The organism is Robbsia betulipollinis, from assembly GCF_026624755.1.
GTDB lineage: Bacteria > Pseudomonadota > Gammaproteobacteria > Burkholderiales > Burkholderiaceae > Robbsia > Robbsia betulipollinis.
In genome coordinates this window covers 792,334-811,791 of the sequence record NZ_JAPMXC010000001.1, presented here as the reverse complement: position 1 = coordinate 811,791, position 19,458 = coordinate 792,334, and the positions used below count along the sequence as shown (strand labels likewise).

Here is a 19,458-nt window from a genome sequence, read left to right as displayed (position 1 = left end):
GACAGGACGCCCGTGCCGGGCCGCGTCAGTGCGTGCTGCCCAGCACCGCGCCCGACAGTTCGCGCATTTCGCTGAAGACGATCGCCGGGTAGGTTTCCTTCAATGCCGCGATTTCCGAGGGATGCGCGGCGAGGAGGGTCATCTGCTCGGCCGCGTCGTAGGCCATCCGCCCGGCATTGAACTCGATGAAGCGTTTCATCGCCGTGGCGTCCGTCGAGGATACCCAGCGCGAGAGCCGGTAGCGCGACGGCGAGAAGCGCACTTCCACCCGATACTCGCCCGCCAGCCGGTGTGAGACGACTTCGAACTGCAGCGCGCCAACGGCGCCCAGCAGCGTCGGGCCGCCACGCATGGGCCGGAATACCTGGATCGCGCCTTCCTCGCTCAGATGCCGCAGCGCTTCGCTCAACTGCTTCGCGCGCATCGGGTCGAGCGCCTCCACCGTCTGGAAAATTTCCGGCGAGAAGAAGGGCAGACCCGAGAATTCCAGCATCTCGCCTTCGGTCAGCGTGTCGCCCAGGCACAGCGTGCCGTGGTTCGGGATGCCGATGATGTCGCCCGGATAGGCTTCTTCGGTGATTTCGCGCCGTTGCGACAGAAAGCTCACGACGTTGCTGGTCTTGATCTTCTTGCCGGTGCGCGTGACGGTCAACGCCATGCCGCGGTCGAACTTGCCCGAGCATACGCGCACGAAGGCGACCCGGTCGCGGTGCTGCTGATCCATGTTTGCCTGGACCTTGAAGACCATGCCGGTGAAACGCGCCTCGGCCGGGTCGACCGGGCGCTGCACCGCCTCGCGCACCTTGGGCGGGGGCGCCAGGTCGACGAGCGCGTCGAGGATCTCGCGAATGCCGAAGTTGTTGATCGCCGAGCCGAACAGCACCGGCGACTGCTTGCCGGCCAGAAAGAGTTCGCGGTCCAGCGTGGGCGTGGCGCCCGCGACCAGTTCGATCTCGTCCTTCGCGCGCAGCCAGGTCTCGCCGAACTGCTCGACCGCGCGCGGGTCGTCCAGACCCTGCAGCGTCACCGAATCGTCGGGCCGCACCGCCTCGCCGGCGCGAAACGCGCGGATCTGCGAGCGTTGCAGGTCGTAGACGCCGCGAAAATCCTTGCCGGTGCCGATCGGCCAGGAAAACGGGATGGCGGCCACACCCAGGTGATCCTCGACCTCGCTCAACAGTTCGAGCGGTGGTCGTACGTCGCGGTCGAGCTTGTTGATGAAGGTGATGATCGGCGTGCGCTGGCGGCGGCAGACCTCGAGCAGTTTGAGCGTTTGTGCCTCCACGCCGTTCGCGCCGTCGATGACCATGACCGCCGCATCGACGGCGGTCAGCACCCGGTACGTGTCCTCGGAGAAGTCCTGGTGGCCCGGGGTGTCGAGCAGGTTGACGACGGCATCGCCGTATTCGAACTGCATCACCGAACTGGCGACCGAGATGCCGCGCTGCTTTTCGATCTCCATCCAGTCGGAGGTGGCGAAGCGCTTGCTCTTGCGCCCCTTGACGGCGCCGGCGATGTGGATCGCGCCCGAGAACAGCAGCAGCTTCTCGGTCAGCGTGGTCTTGCCGGCGTCCGGGTGCGAGATGACCGCGAACGTGCGGCGTCGGTTCACTTCGGAGAGTGACATGTTCTTATCCGTGCTAGAAATGAGGGTCGTCGCGCGTCGCCGGCTTGCCGGTTGCAAGCCGCCATGACGCACGGTTGTGTCCGATGGGCCTACGCGTCCATCTGCTCCAGTTCCTCGAGCGCCTGCAGCCACGCGTTTTCGACATCGGCGATCCTGCCCGTGAGTTCGCCCTGCTTGCGCAGCGCGTCGGTCAGGGCGCTCTTGCGCGCCGCATCGTAGCTCGCGGGGTCGGCGATCAGCGCATCGAGCGTCGCTTTCTGCGCGTTCAGCGTCTCCAGGTCCTTTTCGAGCGTCTGGATGCGCATCTGCAGCGGTTTGCGTTGCGAGGCCGACTGCTGGCGGGCCGCGGCGTCGAGGCGACGCTGCTCGCGGCGCTTCGCCGGGTCGCTTTCCTCGGGCACCGCGCGGGGCTTGTCGGCCGCTGCCTGCGCAGCCGCCTGGGCCGCGGTCGCCGCGGCGGCCTGGGCCTGCGTCGCCCGCGCCTGCTCGGCGGACGCCGCCTGACTTGCCACATAAGCGGCGGTGGCGGCCGCGCTCGCCGCGCGGGATTCCGCCATCGCGCGAATCCGCGCCGAATCGAGCAGCCAGTCCTTGTAGTCGTCGAGGTCGCCGTCGAACGGCTTCACCTCGCCATGGCCCACCAGCAGGAAGGCATCGGTGGTGGCGCGCAACAGGTGACGGTCGTGCGACACCAGGATCAGCGTGCCGTCGAACTGCGCGAGCGCGGTGGTCAGCGCATGACGCGTTTCCAGATCGAGGTGATTGGTCGGTTCGTCGAGCAGCAGCAGGTTCGGCTTGCGCCAGATGATCAGCGCGAGCGCCAGACGGGCCTTTTCGCCTCCCGAAAAGCGCTCGATCGACGACGTGGCCATGTCGCCGTTGAAGTTGAAACTGCCCAGGAAGTTGCGCAGTTCCTGCTCGCGCGCGCCGCCGGCGATGCGCGACAGATGCTGCAGCGGACTGTCGTCCGAACGCAGCGTCTCCAGCTGGTGTTGCGCGAAGTAGCCGATTTCCAGCCCCTTGCCGCGCGTGACGTCGCCGGCGAGCGTCGCGAGTTCGCCGAACAGCGTTTTGATCAGGGTCGACTTGCCCTGGCCGTTCGCGCCCAGCAGGCCGATGCGCTGGCCGTTCTGGATCGACAGCTTGACGTGCGAGAGGATGGTCGTCGTGCCTTTCGTGTCGCCCACGCCGCCCTGGCCCTGGTAGCCGCAATCGACGTCGTCGACCACCAGCATCGGGTTGGGCGCCGCGTCCGGCTCGCGGAACGAGAAGGTGAAGGGCGAAGACGCGTAGACCGGCGCGATGAGTTCGATGCGCTCCAGCGCCTTGACGCGGCTTTGCGCCTGCCGGGCCTTCGACGCCTTCGCCTTGAAGCGGTCGACGAAGCTTTGCAGGTGTTCGATCGTCTTCTGCTGTTTCTGGAAGGCGCTCTGCTGCAGCGCGATCTGCTGCGCGCGCAGGATCTCGAACTGGCTGTAGTTGCCGCCATAACGCTTGATCTGGCGGTTTTCCAGATGCAGCGTCGTGCCGGTGACCGCGTCGAGGAATTCGCGGTCGTGCGAAATCACCAGCATCGTGCCGGGGTAGCGCCGCAGCCAGTCCTCGAGCCAGACGATCGCGTCGAGGTCGAGGTGATTGGTGGGTTCGTCGAGCAGCAGCAGGTCCGAGCGGCACATCAGCGCCTGCGCAAGGTTCAGGCGCATGCGCCATCCGCCCGAGAAGCTCATGACGCTGCGGCCGATCTCCACCTGCGAGAAGCCGAGCCCCGCGAGCAGCGTCTCGGCGCGCGAACGCGCGGTGTAGCCGTCGACATCGGCGAGCGCGGCGTGCGCCTCGGCCTCTTCGTTGCCGTCGCCCGACGCGGACGCCGCGTCGATGCGGGCCTCGATCGCGCGCAGCTCGGCATCGCCGTCGAGCGTGTAGTCGAGCGCGCTGCGTTCGATCGCCGGCGTTTCCTGCGATACGTGGGCGACCTGCCAGGTCGGCGGGAAGGAGACGTCGCCGCCATCGGCCTGCAGGCGGCCCAGCAGCACGCCGAACAGCGTCGATTTGCCGGCGCCGTTGGCGCCGATCAGACCGGCTTTCTCGCCCGGGTTGAGCGTGAAGGTGGTGTTCTCGAAAAGCGGCTTGACGCCGCGGGCGAGGCTAAACTGATTGAAACGGATCACGGAGGGCAGCCAGGCGAGAGGGCAAAACCGCTATTCTAGCCGCCCCGGGGATTCCCGCACGGATGTTCGGTCCGGCTCGCCCGCCAGCGTCGCCCTGGGCACGGCGTGCGGAAGCGCAAAGCACGTCTGCGCGGAGTGCAATAAACTAGGCGCTCGTCAGCCGCCGTCGAGAAAAGCGCATAACTCCTCTAGAGGCCATGGTGGACAAAACTATCTACGATTTCCGCGCCACGGCGCTAAACGGCGAGTCCGTGGCATTGTCGCGCTATGCCGACAAGGTGCTGCTGGTCGTGAACACCGCAAGCCATTGCGGTTTCACCTCCCAGTACACGGGCCTGCAGCAGCTGCACACCCGGTTCGCCGACAGCGGCTTCGAGGTGCTGGGTTTCCCGTGCAACCAGTTCGGGCGTCAGGAGCCGGGCGACAGCGAGACGATCGGCGCGTTCTGCACGCAGAATTTCGGACTCAGCTTTCCGCTGTTCGAGAAGATCGAGGTCAATGGCGAGCATGCGCATCCGTTGTTTCGCTGGCTGACCGGCATGCGCCCGGGCATGCTGGGAACGGAAGGCATCAAATGGAACTTCACGAAGTTCCTGATCGACCGCCATGGCAGGGTGGTGGAGCGCTATGCGCCGATCACCAAGCCCGAGGCGATCGCCAGCGATATCGAAAAGCTGCTGGCGGCGTAATGTGCCCCCCCGGGCCCGCCCTGGCGCCCGGTTGCATCGGGCGCATCGTCGGACGTGCCGGTCAGGCGCATCGACCGCCCCGCGAAGGTCAGAGTATCGGCGAAAACAGGCAGGCGACGCGCATCGCCGCCCGCTTCAGTGCCGGTGCCCGGCGGAATTCGTCGAGTCCGACCGGAAGCGATTCGGCGAAATCCGCCAGCAGCATCGTCTCCACCTCGGCCGCGAAACCGCGATCGATCGTCAGCACCGTCAGTTCGAAATTCAGGCGAAACGAGCGGTTGTCCAGATTCGGACTGCCCACGGCCGCGGCGATATCGTCGATCAGCACGACCTTCTGGTGCAGAAACCCCGGCTGGTAGCGGAACATCCGCACGCCGGCGCGCACCGCTTCGCTGGCATGGACGGTGGACGCGGAGAACACCACCAGGTGGTCGCGCCGCGCCGGGATCAGGATGCGTACGTCCACGCCGCGCATCACCGCGAGCTTCAGCGCGGTGAAGACCGCTTCGTCGGGGACGAAATAGGGGCTGGTGAGCCAGATCCGTTGCTGGGCGGAATTGATCGCGTTGACGAAGAACAACGAACAGGTCTCGAATTCGTCCGCGGGACCCGTGATGATCGCCTGGCAGCACATGTTCGCGTCGTGGACGGTGTTGCACCGGATCAGGTCGGGCACGCGCTGCGTCGCCCAGAACCAGTCCTCGACGAACACGAACTGGATGCTCGACACCACCGGCCCGGCGATATCGATATGCGTGTCGCGCCACGGCGACAGCGGCGGCTTCTCGCCCAGATACTCGTCGCCCACGTTATGCCCGCCGACGAAGGCGCGCTCGCCGTCGATGACCACGAGCTTGCGGTGGTTGCGAAAGTTCAACTGGAAGCGGTTGACGAAACGGCGCGTGGCGAACTTGTGCGCCACGACGCCCCCGGCGCGCAGTTCGCGGATATAGCGGCGCGACAGGTCGTGCGACCCGATGCCGTCGTACAGCAGATAGGTTCGCACGCCGCGCGCCGCGCAGCCGAGCAGCGCGCGTTTGAGGCGCTGGCCGATGCGGTCGTCGCGCACCACGAAAAACTGCACCAGCACGTAGTGCTTGGCGCCCTCGATGGCTGCGAGGATGGCGTCGAAGGTCTGGGTACCATTGATCAGCGTGCTCACGCGGTTGCCCGCCAGCAGCGGCATGCCGCTCAGGCGATCGAAGGCGTGGGTCGCGCCGTCGCCGAGCGCGGCCGTCGCGCGGCCCGTGGCGTCCGGGTCCGCGGGGCCGTCGGGCAGGTCGGCCAGCGCGCGCAACTGACGGTTGCCGCTGCGGCGCGCGTCGATATAGCCCGCGAAGTGGCTTTGCCCGAGAAACAGATAGGGCACGAGCGTCAGATAGGGCATCGTCACCAGCGCCACGGCCCAGGCGATCGCGCCTTGCGAGGTGCGCGTATAGACGACGGCGTGCACCGCCGCCACGACGCCGCTGAGATGGATCAGCAGCACCAGGGTGCCCAGGTCGATCATGCTGAAATGCATCGGCTCTCCGCTTGGGTGGATGGCATGGGCATGCCGGCTGGCGCGTGCGTCGCGGTGCCCACGGGCATCCCGTCGGCGCCCGCCGCGCTCAGTCGGGGAGGTCGCCCGCGTGCAGCAGGAAGACCGCGTCGTCGCCGGCGCTGGTCGAGAGCCAGACTGGATCGAGCCCGCCGAAGGCCGCTTCCGCGTAGCGGCGCTCGTTGCCGATCTCGACCACCAGCACGCCGTCGTCGGTCAGCCAGTTGCGGGCTTCCTCGACGATGCGGCGCACCACGTCCATGCCGTCGTCGCCGCCGGCCAGCGCGAGCGTGGGTTCGCGCCGGTATTCGTCGGGCAGGCGGGACATGGAGTCGGTGTTGACGTAGGGCGGATTGGCGAAGATCAGGTTGTAGCGCCGGCCGGCCGGCAGCGGTGCGTACAGATCGCCCTGGAACAGCGTGATGCGCTCGGCGAGCGCATAGTCGTCGACGTTGCGGCGCGCCACCGCGAGCGCGTCGGCGCTCAGATCCACGGCATCGATCGTCGCGGCGGGAAAGGCATCCGCGGCGAGCACCGACAGGCATGCCGAACCCGTGCACAGTTCCAGCACCGCGTCGACGCCATGCGGCTGGCTGATCCACGGCGACAGGTGCTCGATCAGCAATTCGCCGATCAGCGAACGCGGCACGATCGTGCGTTCGTCGACGTAGAAACGATAGCCGTGCAGCCAGGCTTCCTGCGTCAGATAGGCAGCGGGGATGCGATCGGTCGCGCGCTTCTCGATCACGTCGAGCACCTTGGCGATTTCCGTGTCGGTGAGGGTTGCGTCGAGGAAGGGGTCGAGCATGTCCAGCGGCAGGCTCAACGTATGCAGCAGCAGATAGGCGGCCTCATCGTAGGCATTGGCGTTGCCGTGGCCGAACGCGAGTTTGGCCTGGCCGAAACGGGTGACGGCGTAGCGCAGCAGATCGCGCAGGGTCGAGAAAGGGTATTGCGTCGTCATCGGGCGCGCCTGGAAAGCGAAGTGGGAGAAACGACCCCGCGCGGCGGGATCGGGAATGGGAATGGAAGCGGGAATGGCAAACGGGGATGGCCGGGGAAAACGCGGCCGGATGACCGGCGCGTGCCGGCGTGCGGGCACGCAGGGGCGCGGGCGTGCGTCCGGCGGCAGGCGGCACTCATGCGACGAGCGTCTCCAGCGTGCGGCGGTAGATATTCTTCAGCGGCTCGATCGCGTCCAGCGCCACGTGTTCGTCGATCTTGTGGATGCTGGCGTTGACCGGGCCGAATTCGACCACCTGCTCGCATAGCGTCGCGATGAAGCGGCCGTCGGAGGTGCCGCCGGTCGTCGACAGGGCGGCCCGCACGCCGGTCTCGGCATGAATGGCGGCCCCGATCGCGTCCGACAGGTCGCCCTGTGGCGTGAGGAAAGGCTGGCCACTGAGATGCCAGTCGATCGTGTAGTCGCCGGCGTCCAGCCCGTGCCGCGCGAGGATGTCGGCGACCCGGGCCTTCAGCGTGTCGGCGGTGTTCTCGGTCGAGAAGCGGAAGTTGAAGTCGATCACCGCCTCGCCGGCGATCACATTGCTCGCGCCGGTACCCGCATGGTAGTTCGATATCTGCCAGCTGGTGGGCGGGAAGTAGGCGTTGCCCGCGTCCCAGACGGTGTCCACGAGAGCGGCCAGCGCCGGCGCGGCCATATGGACCGGATTGCGCGCCAGATGCGGATAGGCGATATGCCCCTGCACGCCGCGCACGCGCAGACGCCCGGACAGACTGCCGCGCCGGCCGTTCTTGATCGTGTCGCCGAGCGTGTCGACCGAGGTCGGCTCGCCGACGATGCAGTAGTCGAGCCGCTCGCCGCGTGCGCGCAGCGCTTCGACCACCTTCACCGTGCCGTTCACCGACGGGCCTTCCTCGTCGCTGGTGATCAACAGCGCGACGCTGCCCGCGTGCCGCGGATGGGCGGCGACGAATTCCTCGATCGCGACGACGAAGCCGGCGATCGAGGTTTTCATGTCCGCCGCGCCGCGGCCGAACAGCTTGCCGTCGCGGCGCGTCGGCGCGAAGGGCGCGGAGGTCCATTCGGGCAGCGGACCGGTGGGTACGACGTCGGTATGCCCGGCGAAGACCAGCAGCTTGCCCTCGCGGCCCTGCGCGCCCCGGCGCACCGCCCAGAGATTGACCACGTCGCCGAACACCAGCGTTTCGCATTCGAAGCCGACCGCGCCGAGCCGCTCGCGCAGACGCGCCTGGCAATCGCCGTCCGCCGGGGTGATGGAGGGCCGGCGGATCAGGTCTTCGGCCAGGGACAGGGTAGCGCTCATCGGGTGGTCTGCGGGGTTGACGGCAATCGACGATGGGGAAGCGGCGGTCATCGCGCTGCCGCATCCCGGGAGGCGGGCGCCGGCGTGGCGCGCAGCGCGGCGTCATATGCTTCGGGCGCGAAGCCCACGGCAAGCACGCGGGCGACGGGCTGCGCGCCCGGGATGGCGTCGGCGGCGTCGGTGGCGCCGGTGGCGTCGGCTGCCATGTCGGTCTCGGCGACCAGCACCGGGCGCTTGATCAGCGATGGCTGCGCCACCATCAGCGCGATCGCGCCGTCCTCGGTCGCGGCCCGCGCGCGCGCCACGTCGTCGAGCGCGCGCCAGGTCGTGCCGCGCCGGTTCAGCAGCGTGTCGAGCGGCACCTCGGCGAGCCAGGCGCGCAAGGTGTCGGCGGCAACGCCGGCTTTCCTGTAGTCGTGGAAGACATACGGCTGCCGCCGGGCGTCGAGCCAGTCGCGCGCCTTTTTGACGCTCGCGCAGTTCGGAATGCCATAGACGCGAAGGGCCATCAATCGCCTCGCAGCAACTCGTTGAGCGAGGTCTTCGCACGCGTCTTCGCATCCACCTTCTTGACGATGATCGCCGCGTACAGGCTGCAGTTGCCTTCCTTCGACGGCAGGTTGCCCGGCACCACGACCGATCCCGCCGGCACGCGCCCGTACATCACCTCGCCGGTCTCGCGATCGAAGATCTTCGTGCTTTGACCGATATAGACGCCCATCGAGATCACCGAGTCGCGCTCGACGATCACGCCCTCGACGATTTCCGAGCGCGCGCCGATGAAGCAGTTGTCCTCGATGATGACCGGATTCGCCTGCAGCGGCTCGAGCACGCCGCCGATGCCCACGCCCCCCGACAGGTGCACGTTCTTGCCGATCTGCGCGCAGGAACCGACGGTCGCCCAGGTGTCGACCATCGTGCCTTCGTCGACATAGGCGCCGATATTCGTGTACGACGGCATCAGCACGACGTTGCGCGCGATGAAGGCGCCGCGGCGGGCCACGGCCGGCGGCACGACGCGAAAGCCGCCCGCGGCGAAGTCCGCGGCGGTGTAGTCGGCGAACTTGCTCGGCACCTTGTCGTAGAACTGCGTGAAGCCGCCGGCCGCCATCGGCTGGTTGTCTTCCAGGCGGAACGACAGCAGGACGGCCTTCTTCAGCCACTGGTTGACGACCCAGCCGCCGGGGGCGTCCGCGTCCGGCGCGGCCACGCGCGCGCGGCCCTGGTCGAGTTGCGCGATCGCCTCGGCGACGGCGGCGCGGATCTCGGCCGGCGCGCGCGCGGGGGACAGTTCGGCGCGGATTTCCCAGGCGTCGTCGATAACCTTCTGGATGTCTTGTGTCATGTGCGTCTCTTGCGAAAATGGGTGAATCGGTCGTAAGGGGAACGGCGGCCGCATCGGCTCAGGCGCGTGCGTGCCGCCGGCAGAATTCGACGATGCGCCTGGCGCCCGCCACGCACTCGTCGTATTCGGCGACCAGCGCCAGGCGCACATGGCCGCTGCCGGGGTTGACGCCCGCGGCTTCGCGCGCGAGGTAGGAACCGGGCAGCACCGTCACGTGGGTCTGCGCGTACAGCGCGCGGGCGAACGCGACATCGTCGAGGCCCGTGCGGCGCACGTCCGCCCACAGATAAAAGCCGGCATCGGGCAGGCGCACGTCCAGCACCTCGGCGAGCAGCGGCGTGACGGTTGCGAACTTGCGGCGGTACTGCGCGCGATTGTCCACGACGTGCTGTTCGTCGCGCCAGGCGACCACGCTCACGTCCTGGACCGTCTGCGACAGCGCGCTGCCGTGATAGGTGCGGTACAGCAGATAGGGGCGGATCAGGTTCGCGTCTCCCGCGACGAAGCCCGAGCGCAGGCCCGGCACGTTCGAGCGCTTGGACAGGCTCGTGAATGCCAGCAGGCGGTCGAAGCCGCGCCCGAGTTGCTGCGCGGCTTCCAGCGATCCGAGTGGCGGCGTGTCGTTGAAATAGATCTCGGAGTAGCACTCGTCCGAGGCGATCACGAACCCGTACCGGTCGGACAGCGCGAAGAGTTCGCGCCAGCCGTCGAGCGACAGCGTCGCACCGGTCGGATTGCCCGGCGAACAGACGTAGACGAGCTGGGTGCGCGCCCAGACCTCGGCCGGCACGGCGGCATAGTCGCACGCATAGCCGTTCTCGGCGAGACAGTTCGCGAACCACGGCGTCGCGCCGGCAAGCAGCGCCGCGCCTTCGTAGATCTGATAGAAGGGGTTCGGACAGACCACCACGGCGTCGCCGCGCGTCGGATCGACGACCGTCTGCGCGATCGAGAACAGTGCCTCGCGGGTGCCGGCGACCGGCAGGATCTGCGTCTTCGGATCGACCTCGACATTGCCGTAGCGGCGCGTGAGCCAGTCGGCCGCGGCGGCGCGCAGCGCGTCGCCGCCCGCCGTCGCGGGATAGACCGCCAGGCCGCCCAGCGCTGTCCGATAGGCGTCGAGAACGAAGGACGGTGTGGCGTGTTTCGGTTCGCCGATGCCAAAGCTGATCGCGGCGAGGGCCGGGGGCGGCACGACATCGGCGAACAGCTTGCGCAGCTTTTCGAATGGATAGGGCTGCAGGGTATCGAGAAGCGGGTTCACGAGGCGGTCTCGTCAGGGCGCGAATGGGGGACGATTATAGCGCGACCTGCGCCGCGCGGGGCCGGGGCGCGGCGCGCGCGATGGTATCATCCGGGGCAATTCGGCGGAGCGCGCCCCATGCGCCCCTCGTGCATGCGCCCTGTGCGCGGCACGCGCAGGAGCGCCCCGTTTCCCGCATGGGCTGACCGCCCACCCTGCATTCCATTCGAGCGCCGTGCGTCTTACTTCGATCAAACTCGCTGGTTTCAAGTCTTTCGTCGATCCTACCCAGTTCCAGGTACCCGGCCAGCTCGTCGGCGTGGTCGGACCGAACGGGTGCGGCAAATCGAACATCATCGACGCCGTGCGCTGGGTGCTGGGCGAGTCGCGCGCTTCGGAACTGCGCGGCGAATCGATGCAGGACGTCATCTTCAACGGCTCGACGAACCGCAAGCCGGGCAGCCGCGCGAGCGTCGAACTCGTGTTCGACAACACCGCGCATCGCGCCGGCGGCCAGTGGGGCCAGTACGGCGAGATCTCGGTCAAGCGCGTGCTCACCCGCGACGGCACGTCCAGCTATTACATCAACAATCTGCCGGCGCGCCGCCGCGACATCCAGGACATTTTTCTCGGCACGGGTCTGGGGCCGCGCGCGTACGCGATCATCGGGCAGGGCACCATTTCGCGCCTGATCGAGGCCAAGCCGGAGGACCTGCGCGTCTTCCTGGAAGAAGCCGCGGGCGTGTCCAAGTACAAGGAACGCCGGCGCGAGACCGAAAACCGGCTGCACGACACACGCGAGAATCTCACCCGGGTCGAGGACATCGTGCGCGAGTTGAGCGCGAACCTGGAGAAGCTGGAGGCGCAGGCGCTGGTCGCCGAACGCTACCGCAGCCTGCAGCAGGAGGGCGACGAAAAACAGCGCCTGCTCTGGCTGTTGCGGCAGACCGAGGCGGAAAACGAGCGGCAACGGCATCGGCGCTCGATCGAAGCGGCACAAAACGAGGTCGCCTCGCAAACCGCGCGGCTGCGCGAGATCGAGGCTGATCTGGAGACGCTGCGCGCGGCGCACTACACCGCCAGCGACACGGTGCAGGGTGCGCAGGCGCTGCTCTACGAAGCCAATGCCGAGGTGTCGAAGATCGAGGCGGAAATTCGCTTCATCGTCGACGCGCGCAATCGCACCACCGCGCAGATCGGCGCGCTCGACGCGCAGCGCCAGCAATGGCAGACGCAGGCGCGCAACGCCCGCGCGGACATCGACGCCGCCGAGGACGCGCTGGCGCTCGCCCAGGGCCGCAGCGAACAGGCGCAGGCGGATGCGGCGAGCGCCGCCGAAACGCTGCCGGAACTGGAGACGCGCTGGCGCGCGGCCCAGGCGACGCTGACCGAAGCGCGCGCCGGCATCGCGCGCACCGAACAGGCGCTCAAGCTCGAGGCCGCGCAGCGGCGCAATGCCGAGCAGCAACTGCAGCAGCTCGACGCGCGCCGCGAGCGCCTGCGCCGCGAAGCGAGCGGACTCGACATGCCCGACGCGACCCGGCTCGAAGCGGCGCGGGCGCAGCTTGCCGAGCAGGAAGCGGTGCGCGACGCCGCGCTCGAGCGGCTGGCCGAGGCGCAGACCACGGTGCCGCAGCGCGATGCCGAGCGGCGCCGGGCCGAGCAGCAGGCACGCGACGAAACGGCGCGCATCGCGCAGCTCGATGCCCGGCTGGGCGCGCTGCGGGCCCTTCAGGAGAGCGTGCAGACCGAGGGCCGCGTGCAGCCCTGGCTCGACAAGCACGAATTGCAGACCCTGCCGCGGCTCTGGAAGCGTTTGCAGGTGCAGCGCGGTTGGGAAACCGCGGTGGAATCGGTGCTGCGCGAGCGGCTGGCCGCGCTCGAAATCTCGGATCTCGACCGGGTCCGGGCGCTCGTCGCCGACGCGCCGCCGGCCAAGCTGGCGTTCTATGCGCCGCCGCCGGCGGGTCGGATGCCCCCGGCGATCGAGGGTTTGCGTCCGGGTTTGCGTCCGGGTTTGCGTCCGTTATTGTCGCTGATTCGCATCGACGATCCAGGTCTGCGCGCGGTGCTGGGCGACTGGCTCGCGAGCGCGTACGCGGCCGACGATCTCGCCGCGGCGCTGGCTGCGCGCGCGCAGCTGCCCGACGGCGGTTGCCTGGTCGTGCCGGCCGGGCACCAGGTCAGCCGTTGCGGCATCGCCCTGTACGCCGCCGATTCCGAGAACGCGGGCATGCTCGAACGCGCACAGGAAATCGACAATCTGTCGCGCGAGGTGCGGGCCCAGGCGCTGCTGGCCGATGAAGCCAGACTGGGCGCGGCCCGCGCCCAGGCCGAGTACGAACGTGCGGCGCGCGACGAGGCCGATCTGCGCCTGCGCGCGGATGCCGCCACGCGCGATGCCCATGCGCTGCAGCTCGACGTCCTGACGCTCGCGCAGGCATTCGAGCGCTTCACCACGCGCAGCACCCAGATCGGCGCGGAACTCGAGGAAATCGACGCGCAGCGCGACGAGCAGCGCGCGGCGGTCGCGGCCGCCGACCTCGCGTTCGAGGCGCACGACGCCACGCTGGCGGAGATCCAGGCGCGCTTCGAGGATGAGCAGAGCGCATTCGAGCGCCTGCAGGAAGACCTCGACGTGGCGCGTCAGCGCCTGCGCGATCTCGAGCGCGGCGCGCAGGACGCCGGTTTCGACGAGCGCAATCTGGCCGCGCGGATCGGCGAACTGCAGCGCACGGTGGAACTGGGCGTCGAGCAGCTCGAACGCATCGAACTCGAACTCGAGGACGCGCGCGCTGAACTCGCCGGCATCGAGGACAAGACCGCCGACACTGGCCTGCAACAGGCGCTCGCGGTACGCACGCAACGCGAGCAGGCGCTCGCCGCGGTGCGCACCGAGACCGATGCGCTGACCCTGCAGCTGCGCCAAACCGACGAGGCGCGCCTGAGCACCGAGCGCTCGCTGCAGCCGCTGCGCGAGCGCATCACCGAATTCCAGCTGAAGGAACAGGCCGCGCGCCTGAGCGGCGAGCAGTTTGCCGAACAGCTGGCGGCCGCGGCGGTGGGAGCCGCGGCGGTCGATATCGACGCGTTGCGCGCGCGTCTCGCCGCGCAGCCGGACGCTCAGCCGAAGCCGGCCTGGTTGCAGGCGGAGGTCACCCGGATCAACCAGGCGGTCCAGGCGCTGGGCGCGGTCAACATGGCGGCGTTGGAGGAATTGACCACGGCGCGCGAGAGGAAGGGCTTTCTCGACGCGCAGTCGGCCGATCTCGTCAGCGCGATCACGACGCTGGAAGACGCGATCCACAAAATCGACCAGGAAACGCGCGAACTGCTGCAGGGCACCTTCAACGAGGTGAACCGCCACTTCGGCGAACTCTTCCCGCGGCTGTTCGGCGGAGGCCAGGCGAAACTGGTGATGACCGGCGACGAGATTCTCGATGCGGGCGTGCAGGTGCTCGCCCAGCCGCCGGGCAAGAAAAACACGACGATCCATCTGCTCTCGGGCGGCGAGAAGGCGCTGACCGCCACCGCCCTGGTGTTCGCGATGTTTCAGCTCAACCCCGCGCCGTTCTGTCTGCTCGACGAAGTCGACGCGCCGCTCGACGATGCGAACACCGGACGCTTCGCGAACCTGGTGCGCGCGATGTCCGAGAAAACGCAGTTCCTCTTCATTTCGCACAACAAGATCGCGATGGAGATGGCGCAGCAATTGATCGGCGTGACGATGCAGGAGCAGGGGGTGTCGCGCATCGTTGCGGTCGATATGGAATCGGCTGCGGGATTCGTCGACAATAAGTAGCCGGGGGTAAGGAATGGCTGCCCGGGTGCGGCCGGGCAGCGACGCCTGGCCGAACCTCGGAACGGTCGATGCGGTTTGAACCTCAAACCGGTAAATGCGGTTTAATAAGGCTAGCCAATGAGCTGGGTCGACTCACACTATAACGAACGGGCCGGGTCCCCGACGCGGCGGCGGCGCCAGAGTGCGCCGATTTTGCGCGCGGGATCCGGCACGCAAAAATCAAGGGAGCGTGCATGAACGAGTTGCAACTCGGATTGGTCGGCGCGGGCGCGGCGATCGTGATCGGCGTCGTGGTCTATAACGGTCTGCAGGGCCGGCGGGCGCGGCGCCGCCTGCCGCGCACGATGCCGGATGGTCCCGCCGAGGTTCCCCCCCTCACGCCGCTCGACGCGCACGAGGAACACCCCTTCATCCACGCGACGACGACGCCGCGCCGTGAACCGGCGAGCACGCCCGCCGCGGCGCCCGCGTCGGCATTCGCCGCCACAGGGCCCGCGCCGGCGGGTGCGTCCGCCCGCGCGCCTGTTGGCGCGGCGGCCAGCGTGACGACGGCAGCGTCCGGTGCCGGACCGACTGGCGTGGCGAAAGCCGCGTCCGGCGACATGGCAGCGGGCGAGGGCGTTCTGCCGCTGGCCGGCGATTCGCGGCGCGAGCCGACCTTCGGCGGCGTCAACGATCTGATTTCGCCCGCCGACGTGCCGGCGGGCGCGGCCGCGGCGGAATGGGCGGCGGGCGCGGAACCCCCCATGGATGCTGCGTTGCCGCCGAGCGCGGCCATGAGCGCGCCGACGTCCCCGGCCGTTACCGCGACGGTAGTGCAGAACGCCGGTACACCGCCGACGGATGCGGCCGTCGCCAGCCGGGTGTCAGTCACGAATACGGCGCCGCTCGACGCGCGCGTCGTGGCGTCGCACGCCGCGGCGCGGGATGACGCGTCCACGGTCAGCGACCACCGCGCGCAGGGCGCCGATATCGATGCCGCGACCCCGCGTGCCGTGGGCGCGGCTGCGCCGCCGGATACGGCCGTAGCGGTCGCGGCCGATGCGCCAGACATCAGCGCTACGGTGGATGCAGCAGGTGCGGGCACCGCTGGCGGCGCTGCCGTGGATGCCGACGTAGTGCTGCCGCGCGAGCCGGAACAGCGGCGCGAACCGGTATTGAGCCCGATCGAACCGGACCCCCAGAGTCCCGCGACGACCGTTTCGAATCTGCCGCCCGTGGTGGTCGATCGCCGCATCGACTGCATCATCGAGCTGGAACCTGGCGAAACGGTATCCGGCGAGCGCATCATCCCGCTCGCGATCCGGTTCCGTCGCGCGGGCAGCAAGCCGGTGTACGTCGAAGGCCGCGACCAGGACGGCCACTGGGGCACGCTGCGCCCCGGCAACCAATATGGAAAACTGCGCGCGGCGGTGCAGCTGGCGAACCGCGCCGGCCCGTTGAACGAGCTGGAATTCAGTGAGTTCGTTGGCGGCGTGCACCGCCTGGCCGACGCGCTGGATGCCGCCGCCGAGTTCCCGGACATGACCGAAGTCGTGCAGATGGCCCGCGAACTCGATGGCTTCGCCGCGCAGTGCGACGCGCAGCTTTCGGTGAACGTCCTGTCGGACAACGCGCCCTGGTCGGGCAGCTACGTGCAGGCGGTGGCGTCGCAGGACGGTCTGCTGCTGTCGCGTGACGGCACGCGCTTCGTCAAGCTCGATGCGCAACAGAACCCGGTCTTCACGTTGACCTTCGAAGGCACGAACTTCCTGCGCGACGACCTGACCTACAAGGGCGGGCACATGATCACCCTGCTGCTCGACGTGCCGGTTGCCGACGAGGACATTCTGCCCTGGCGGCTGATGTGCGACTACGCGCGCTCGCTCGCGCAGCGCATCGGTGCGCGGGTCGTCGACGATCAGCGGCGGGTACTGCCGGATGCGTCGTTGCAGGCGATCGACGAACGCCTGATGACCCTTTACGCGCGGCTGGAAACGGCCGGCATTCCCGCCGGCTCCGCCGCCGCGCGCCGTCTGTTTTCGTCCTGACGCATTTGCCTGCCCGGGAGGGCGGGCGTTCGGCATTTACCTGATTTATTGCGATGAAACCCATGATTGCGGAACCGTCCGAGGAGCAGCCGCCCGAGCGTGCCATCTGGCTGCGCGCGGAACTCGAACGGCTCAACCACGCGTATTACGTCCGGGACGATCCGGCGGTGCCCGATGCCGAATACGACCGCCTGTTCGATGCGCTGCGGCGGCTCGAAGACGCGCATCCGGATCTCGTCACGCCCGATTCGCCGACGCAGCGGGTGGGCGGCATGGCCATCGCCGAATTCGCCAGCGTGGCGCACAGCGTGCCGATGCTGTCGCTCAACAATGGTTTTCTCGAAGAGGATGTGATCGCCTTCGACCGGCGCGTGAGCGACGCGCTGGAGAAGCTGCGCGAACGACGCGACGCGAGCCAACCGGACGCAAGGGCGGAATCCGCCGAAACGTCCGAAACGTCGGAGCCGGCCGGGGACGTGCGCCCTCCCGTCGACTACGCATGCGAGTTGAAGTTCGACGGCCTCGCGATGTCGCTGCGTTACGAACGGGGCGAGCTGGTGCGCGGCGCGACGCGCGGCGACGGCGCCACCGGCGAGGACGTGACCGACAATATCCGCACCGTGCGCGCGATTCCGTTGCGCCTCAAGGGGAAAAATCCCCCGGCGGTGCTGGAAGTGCGGGGCGAGGTGCTGATGTTCAAGCGCGACTTCGAGAAACTCAACGCACGGCAGCGCGACGCCGGCGAGCGCGAGTTCGCGAACCCGCGCAACGCGGCGGCCGGCAGCCTGCGGCAGCTCGATTCGAAAATCACCGCCAGACGGCCGTTGTCGTTTTTCGCCTACGGCATCGGCGCGCTCGAGGGCGCCGCCATGCCCGCCACGCATGCCGCCTTGCTCGAATGGTATGAAACGCTCGGCATTCCGGTTTGTCGGGAGCGCCAGGTGGTGCAGGGCGCTCCCGGCATGCTGACCTTCTTTCACGATGTCGGCGCGCGCCGCGCCGCCTTGCCCTACGACATCGATGGCGTCGTCTACAAGGTAAACCGCGTCGCCGAGCAGGTCGCGCTCGGCTTCGTCTCGCGCGCGCCGCGTTTCGCGCTGGCGCACAAGTTTCCCGCGCAGGAAGCGCTGACGGTATTGTTGGGCATCGACGTGCAGGTCGGGCGCACCGGCGCCATCACGCCGGTGGCGCGGCTCGCGCCGGTGTTCGTGGGCGGCGCGACCGTGACCAATGCGACGCTGCACAACGCCGACGAGATCGCGCGCAAGGATATTCTGATCGGCGACACCGTGATCGTGCGGCGCGCCGGGGATGTGATTCCCGAGGTGGTGGGCGCGATTCCGGACCGGCGCCCGGCCGACGCGCGCGCTTTCGTCATGCCGGTGCAGTGTCCCGTGTGCGGCTCGGCGATCGAAAGGCTGCCCGACGAAGCGGTTTCGCGCTGCACGGGCGGCCTGTTCTGTCCGGCGCAGCGCAAGCAGGCGCTCTGGCATTTCGCGCAGCGCCGCGCGCTCGATATCGACGGCCTGGGCGACAAGATCGTCGACCAGCTGGTCGAGCAGCAACTGGTGCGCACCCCGGCGGATCTGTTCAAGCTGGGTTTCGGCACGCTCGCGGCGCTCGAACGCTTCGCGGACAAATCCGCGCAGAACCTGCTCGATTCGCTGGCGCATGCGCGCGCGACGACCCTGCCGCGTTTCATCTTCGCGTTGGGCATCCGGCAGGTCGGCGAAAGCACGGCAAAGGAACTCGCCCGGCATTTCGGCAATCTGGACGCGTTGATGCGCGCCGACGTGACGCAATTGCTGGCGGTCCGGGACGTGGGGCCCGTGGTGGCCGAATCGCTCGCCCGGTTCTTCGCCGAAGCGCATAACGTCGAGGTGATTGAGCAATTGCGTGCAGCCGGTGTACATTGGCAGGAAGGCCCGGGCATCGAGACCGCGCCGCCGGGCCGTCTGGCCGGCAAGACCGTGGTGCTGACCGGCACGCTGCCCACCTTGAGCCGCGACGACGCGAAAGCCCTGCTCGAAGCCGCCGGTGCCAAGGTGGCGGGTTCGGTCTCGGCGAAAACGCACTATGTGGTGGCCGGTGCCGATGCCGGCAGCAAGCTCGTCAAGGCCGAGACGCTCGGTGTGCGCATACTCGACGAAGCCGCGATGCAACAACTGCTCAATGGAGAAATCGAATGATTCGTGACATTCTGAAAATGGGTGACCCGCGCTTGTTGCGCCTGGCCCAGCCCGTCGACGATTTCGATACGCCGGAGCTGCATGCGCTGGTTGCCGACATGTTCGACACGATGCGCGCGGCCAAGGGCGCGGGGCTCGCCGCGCCGCAGATCGGCGTGGATCTGCAGGTCGTGATATTCGGCTTCGGGACGGTGCAACGCTATCCGGATGCGCCGCCGGTGCCGGAAACGGTCCTGATCAATCCGGTGATCCTGCCGGTGTCGCAGGACATGGAGGAAAGCTGGGAGGGGTGTCTGTCGGTGCCCGGCATGCGGGGCATGGTGAGCCGCTATTCGATGATCCGCTACGAGGGTTTCGACCAATACGGCAATGTGATCGACCGCGTCGCGGGCGGTTTTCATGCGCGGGTCGTCCAGCACGAATGCGATCACCTGATCGGCAAGCTGTATCCGATGCGGATGACCGACTTTTCCCAGTTCGGTTTCGTCGACGTGCTGTTTCCCGAGCAGGAACTCGCCGACGACTGAACGGCGCGCG

At 68.2% G+C, this 19,458-nt stretch carries 12 protein-coding genes and 1 pseudogene; 5 read left to right on the top strand and 8 right to left on the bottom strand.

The window, feature by feature from the left end:
- Positions 1 to 25 precede the first annotated feature (25 nt).
- Together OVY01_RS03535 and OVY01_RS03530 are read right to left on the bottom strand one after the other, a co-directional pair.
- On the bottom strand, positions 26 to 1,627 hold the full coding sequence (locus OVY01_RS03535) for a peptide chain release factor 3 (protein WP_267845689.1): 1,602 nt from the start codon (positions 1,625 to 1,627) through the stop codon (positions 26 to 28).
- A gap of 89 nt (positions 1,628 to 1,716) precedes the next feature.
- A complete protein-coding gene (locus OVY01_RS03530) occupies positions 1,717 to 3,795 on the bottom strand; it encodes an ATP-binding cassette domain-containing protein (RefSeq protein WP_267845688.1) in 2,079 nt (692 codons plus the stop codon).
- A gap of 197 nt (positions 3,796 to 3,992) precedes the next feature.
- On the opposite strand from OVY01_RS03530, the gene OVY01_RS03525 reads away from it, so the two are divergent.
- Entirely contained in the window at positions 3,993 to 4,484 is a 492-nt protein-coding gene (locus tag OVY01_RS03525; protein ID WP_267845686.1) for a glutathione peroxidase, read from the top strand.
- 88 nt (positions 4,485 to 4,572) lie between these two features.
- On the opposite strand, the gene cls is transcribed toward OVY01_RS03525, so the two are convergent.
- The 6 genes and pseudogenes from cls to dapC form a co-directional block, all read right to left on the bottom strand.
- Positions 4,573 to 6,006: a cardiolipin synthase gene (cls, locus tag OVY01_RS03520; protein ID WP_267845684.1), complete on the bottom strand. Its 1,434-nt coding sequence runs from the start codon at positions 6,004 to 6,006 to the stop codon at positions 4,573 to 4,575.
- Between the two features lie 88 nt (positions 6,007 to 6,094).
- Positions 6,095 to 6,988 (bottom strand): 50S ribosomal protein L3 N(5)-glutamine methyltransferase, encoded by an 894-nt coding sequence (gene prmB / locus OVY01_RS03515; RefSeq protein WP_267845683.1) that lies wholly within the window; start codon positions 6,986 to 6,988, stop codon positions 6,095 to 6,097.
- 175 nt (positions 6,989 to 7,163) lie between these two features.
- Positions 7,164 to 8,312, bottom strand: a complete 1,149-nt coding sequence (gene dapE / locus OVY01_RS03510; RefSeq protein ID WP_267845681.1) for a succinyl-diaminopimelate desuccinylase — start codon at positions 8,310 to 8,312, stop codon at positions 7,164 to 7,166.
- Between the two features lie 170 nt (positions 8,313 to 8,482).
- Positions 8,483 to 8,821, bottom strand: a pseudogene (locus tag OVY01_RS03505) (Spx/MgsR family RNA polymerase-binding regulatory protein); the annotation flags it as partial.
- Positions 8,821 to 9,657 carry a 2,3,4,5-tetrahydropyridine-2,6-dicarboxylate N-succinyltransferase gene (gene dapD, locus OVY01_RS03500; RefSeq protein ID WP_267845679.1) on the bottom strand — a complete coding sequence of 279 codons (837 nt, stop codon included), beginning with the start codon at positions 9,655 to 9,657 and terminating at the stop codon, positions 8,821 to 8,823. The pseudogene OVY01_RS03505 and the gene dapD, both read right to left, overlap by 1 nt.
- A 58-nt stretch (positions 9,658 to 9,715) precedes the next feature.
- The gene (gene dapC / locus OVY01_RS03495; RefSeq protein ID WP_267845677.1) at positions 9,716 to 10,921 is read right to left on the bottom strand and encodes a succinyldiaminopimelate transaminase; all 1,206 of its coding nucleotides are present in this window, start codon (positions 10,919 to 10,921) and stop codon (positions 9,716 to 9,718) included.
- A gap of 214 nt (positions 10,922 to 11,135) precedes the next feature.
- Here dapC and smc point away from each other — a divergent pair, with 214 nt between their 5' ends.
- The 4 genes from smc (at position 11,136) to def (ending at position 19,448) form a co-directional block, all read left to right on the top strand.
- Positions 11,136 to 14,702 (top strand): chromosome segregation protein SMC, encoded by a 3,567-nt coding sequence (smc, locus tag OVY01_RS03490; protein ID WP_267845675.1) that lies wholly within the window; start codon positions 11,136 to 11,138, stop codon positions 14,700 to 14,702.
- 776 nt (positions 14,703 to 15,478) lie between these two features.
- The gene (locus tag OVY01_RS03485; RefSeq protein WP_432422218.1) at positions 15,479 to 16,732 is read left to right on the top strand and encodes a cell division protein ZipA C-terminal FtsZ-binding domain-containing protein; all 1,254 of its coding nucleotides are present in this window, start codon (positions 15,479 to 15,481) and stop codon (positions 16,730 to 16,732) included.
- Positions 16,733 to 16,785: 53 nt separating this feature from the next.
- A complete protein-coding gene (gene ligA / locus OVY01_RS03480) occupies positions 16,786 to 18,921 on the top strand; it encodes an NAD-dependent DNA ligase LigA (protein ID WP_267845674.1) in 2,136 nt (711 codons plus the stop codon).
- A complete protein-coding gene (gene def / locus OVY01_RS03475; RefSeq protein ID WP_267845664.1) occupies positions 18,918 to 19,448 on the top strand; it encodes a peptide deformylase in 531 nt (176 codons plus the stop codon). The genes ligA and def overlap by 4 nt, the downstream gene beginning before the upstream one ends.
- The last annotated feature ends 10 nt before the right edge of the window (positions 19,449 to 19,458 follow it).

What these genes read in the sequence shown, in the direction of transcription:
- def (WP_267845664.1), top strand. Translation starts at nt 18,918, where the DNA reads ATGATTCGTGACATTCTGAAAATGGGTGACCCGCGCTTGTTGCGCCTG.
- dapD (WP_267845679.1), bottom strand. Translation starts at nt 9,657, where the DNA reads ATGACACAAGACATCCAGAAGGTTATCGACGACGCCTGGGAAATCCGC.
- OVY01_RS03525 (WP_267845686.1), top strand. Translation starts at nt 3,993, where the DNA reads ATGGTGGACAAAACTATCTACGATTTCCGCGCCACGGCGCTAAACGGC.
- OVY01_RS03485 (WP_432422218.1), top strand. Translation starts at nt 15,479, where the DNA reads ATGAGCGCGCCGACGTCCCCGGCCGTTACCGCGACGGTAGTGCAGAAC.
- OVY01_RS03535 (WP_267845689.1), bottom strand. Translation starts at nt 1,627, where the DNA reads ATGTCACTCTCCGAAGTGAACCGACGCCGCACGTTCGCGGTCATCTCG.
- dapE (WP_267845681.1), bottom strand. Translation starts at nt 8,312, where the DNA reads ATGAGCGCTACCCTGTCCCTGGCCGAAGACCTGATCCGCCGGCCCTCC.
- prmB (WP_267845683.1), bottom strand. Translation starts at nt 6,988, where the DNA reads ATGACGACGCAATACCCTTTCTCGACCCTGCGCGATCTGCTGCGCTAC.
- ligA (WP_267845674.1), top strand. Translation starts at nt 16,786, where the DNA reads ATGAAACCCATGATTGCGGAACCGTCCGAGGAGCAGCCGCCCGAGCGT.
- cls (WP_267845684.1), bottom strand. Translation starts at nt 6,006, where the DNA reads ATGCATTTCAGCATGATCGACCTGGGCACCCTGGTGCTGCTGATCCAT.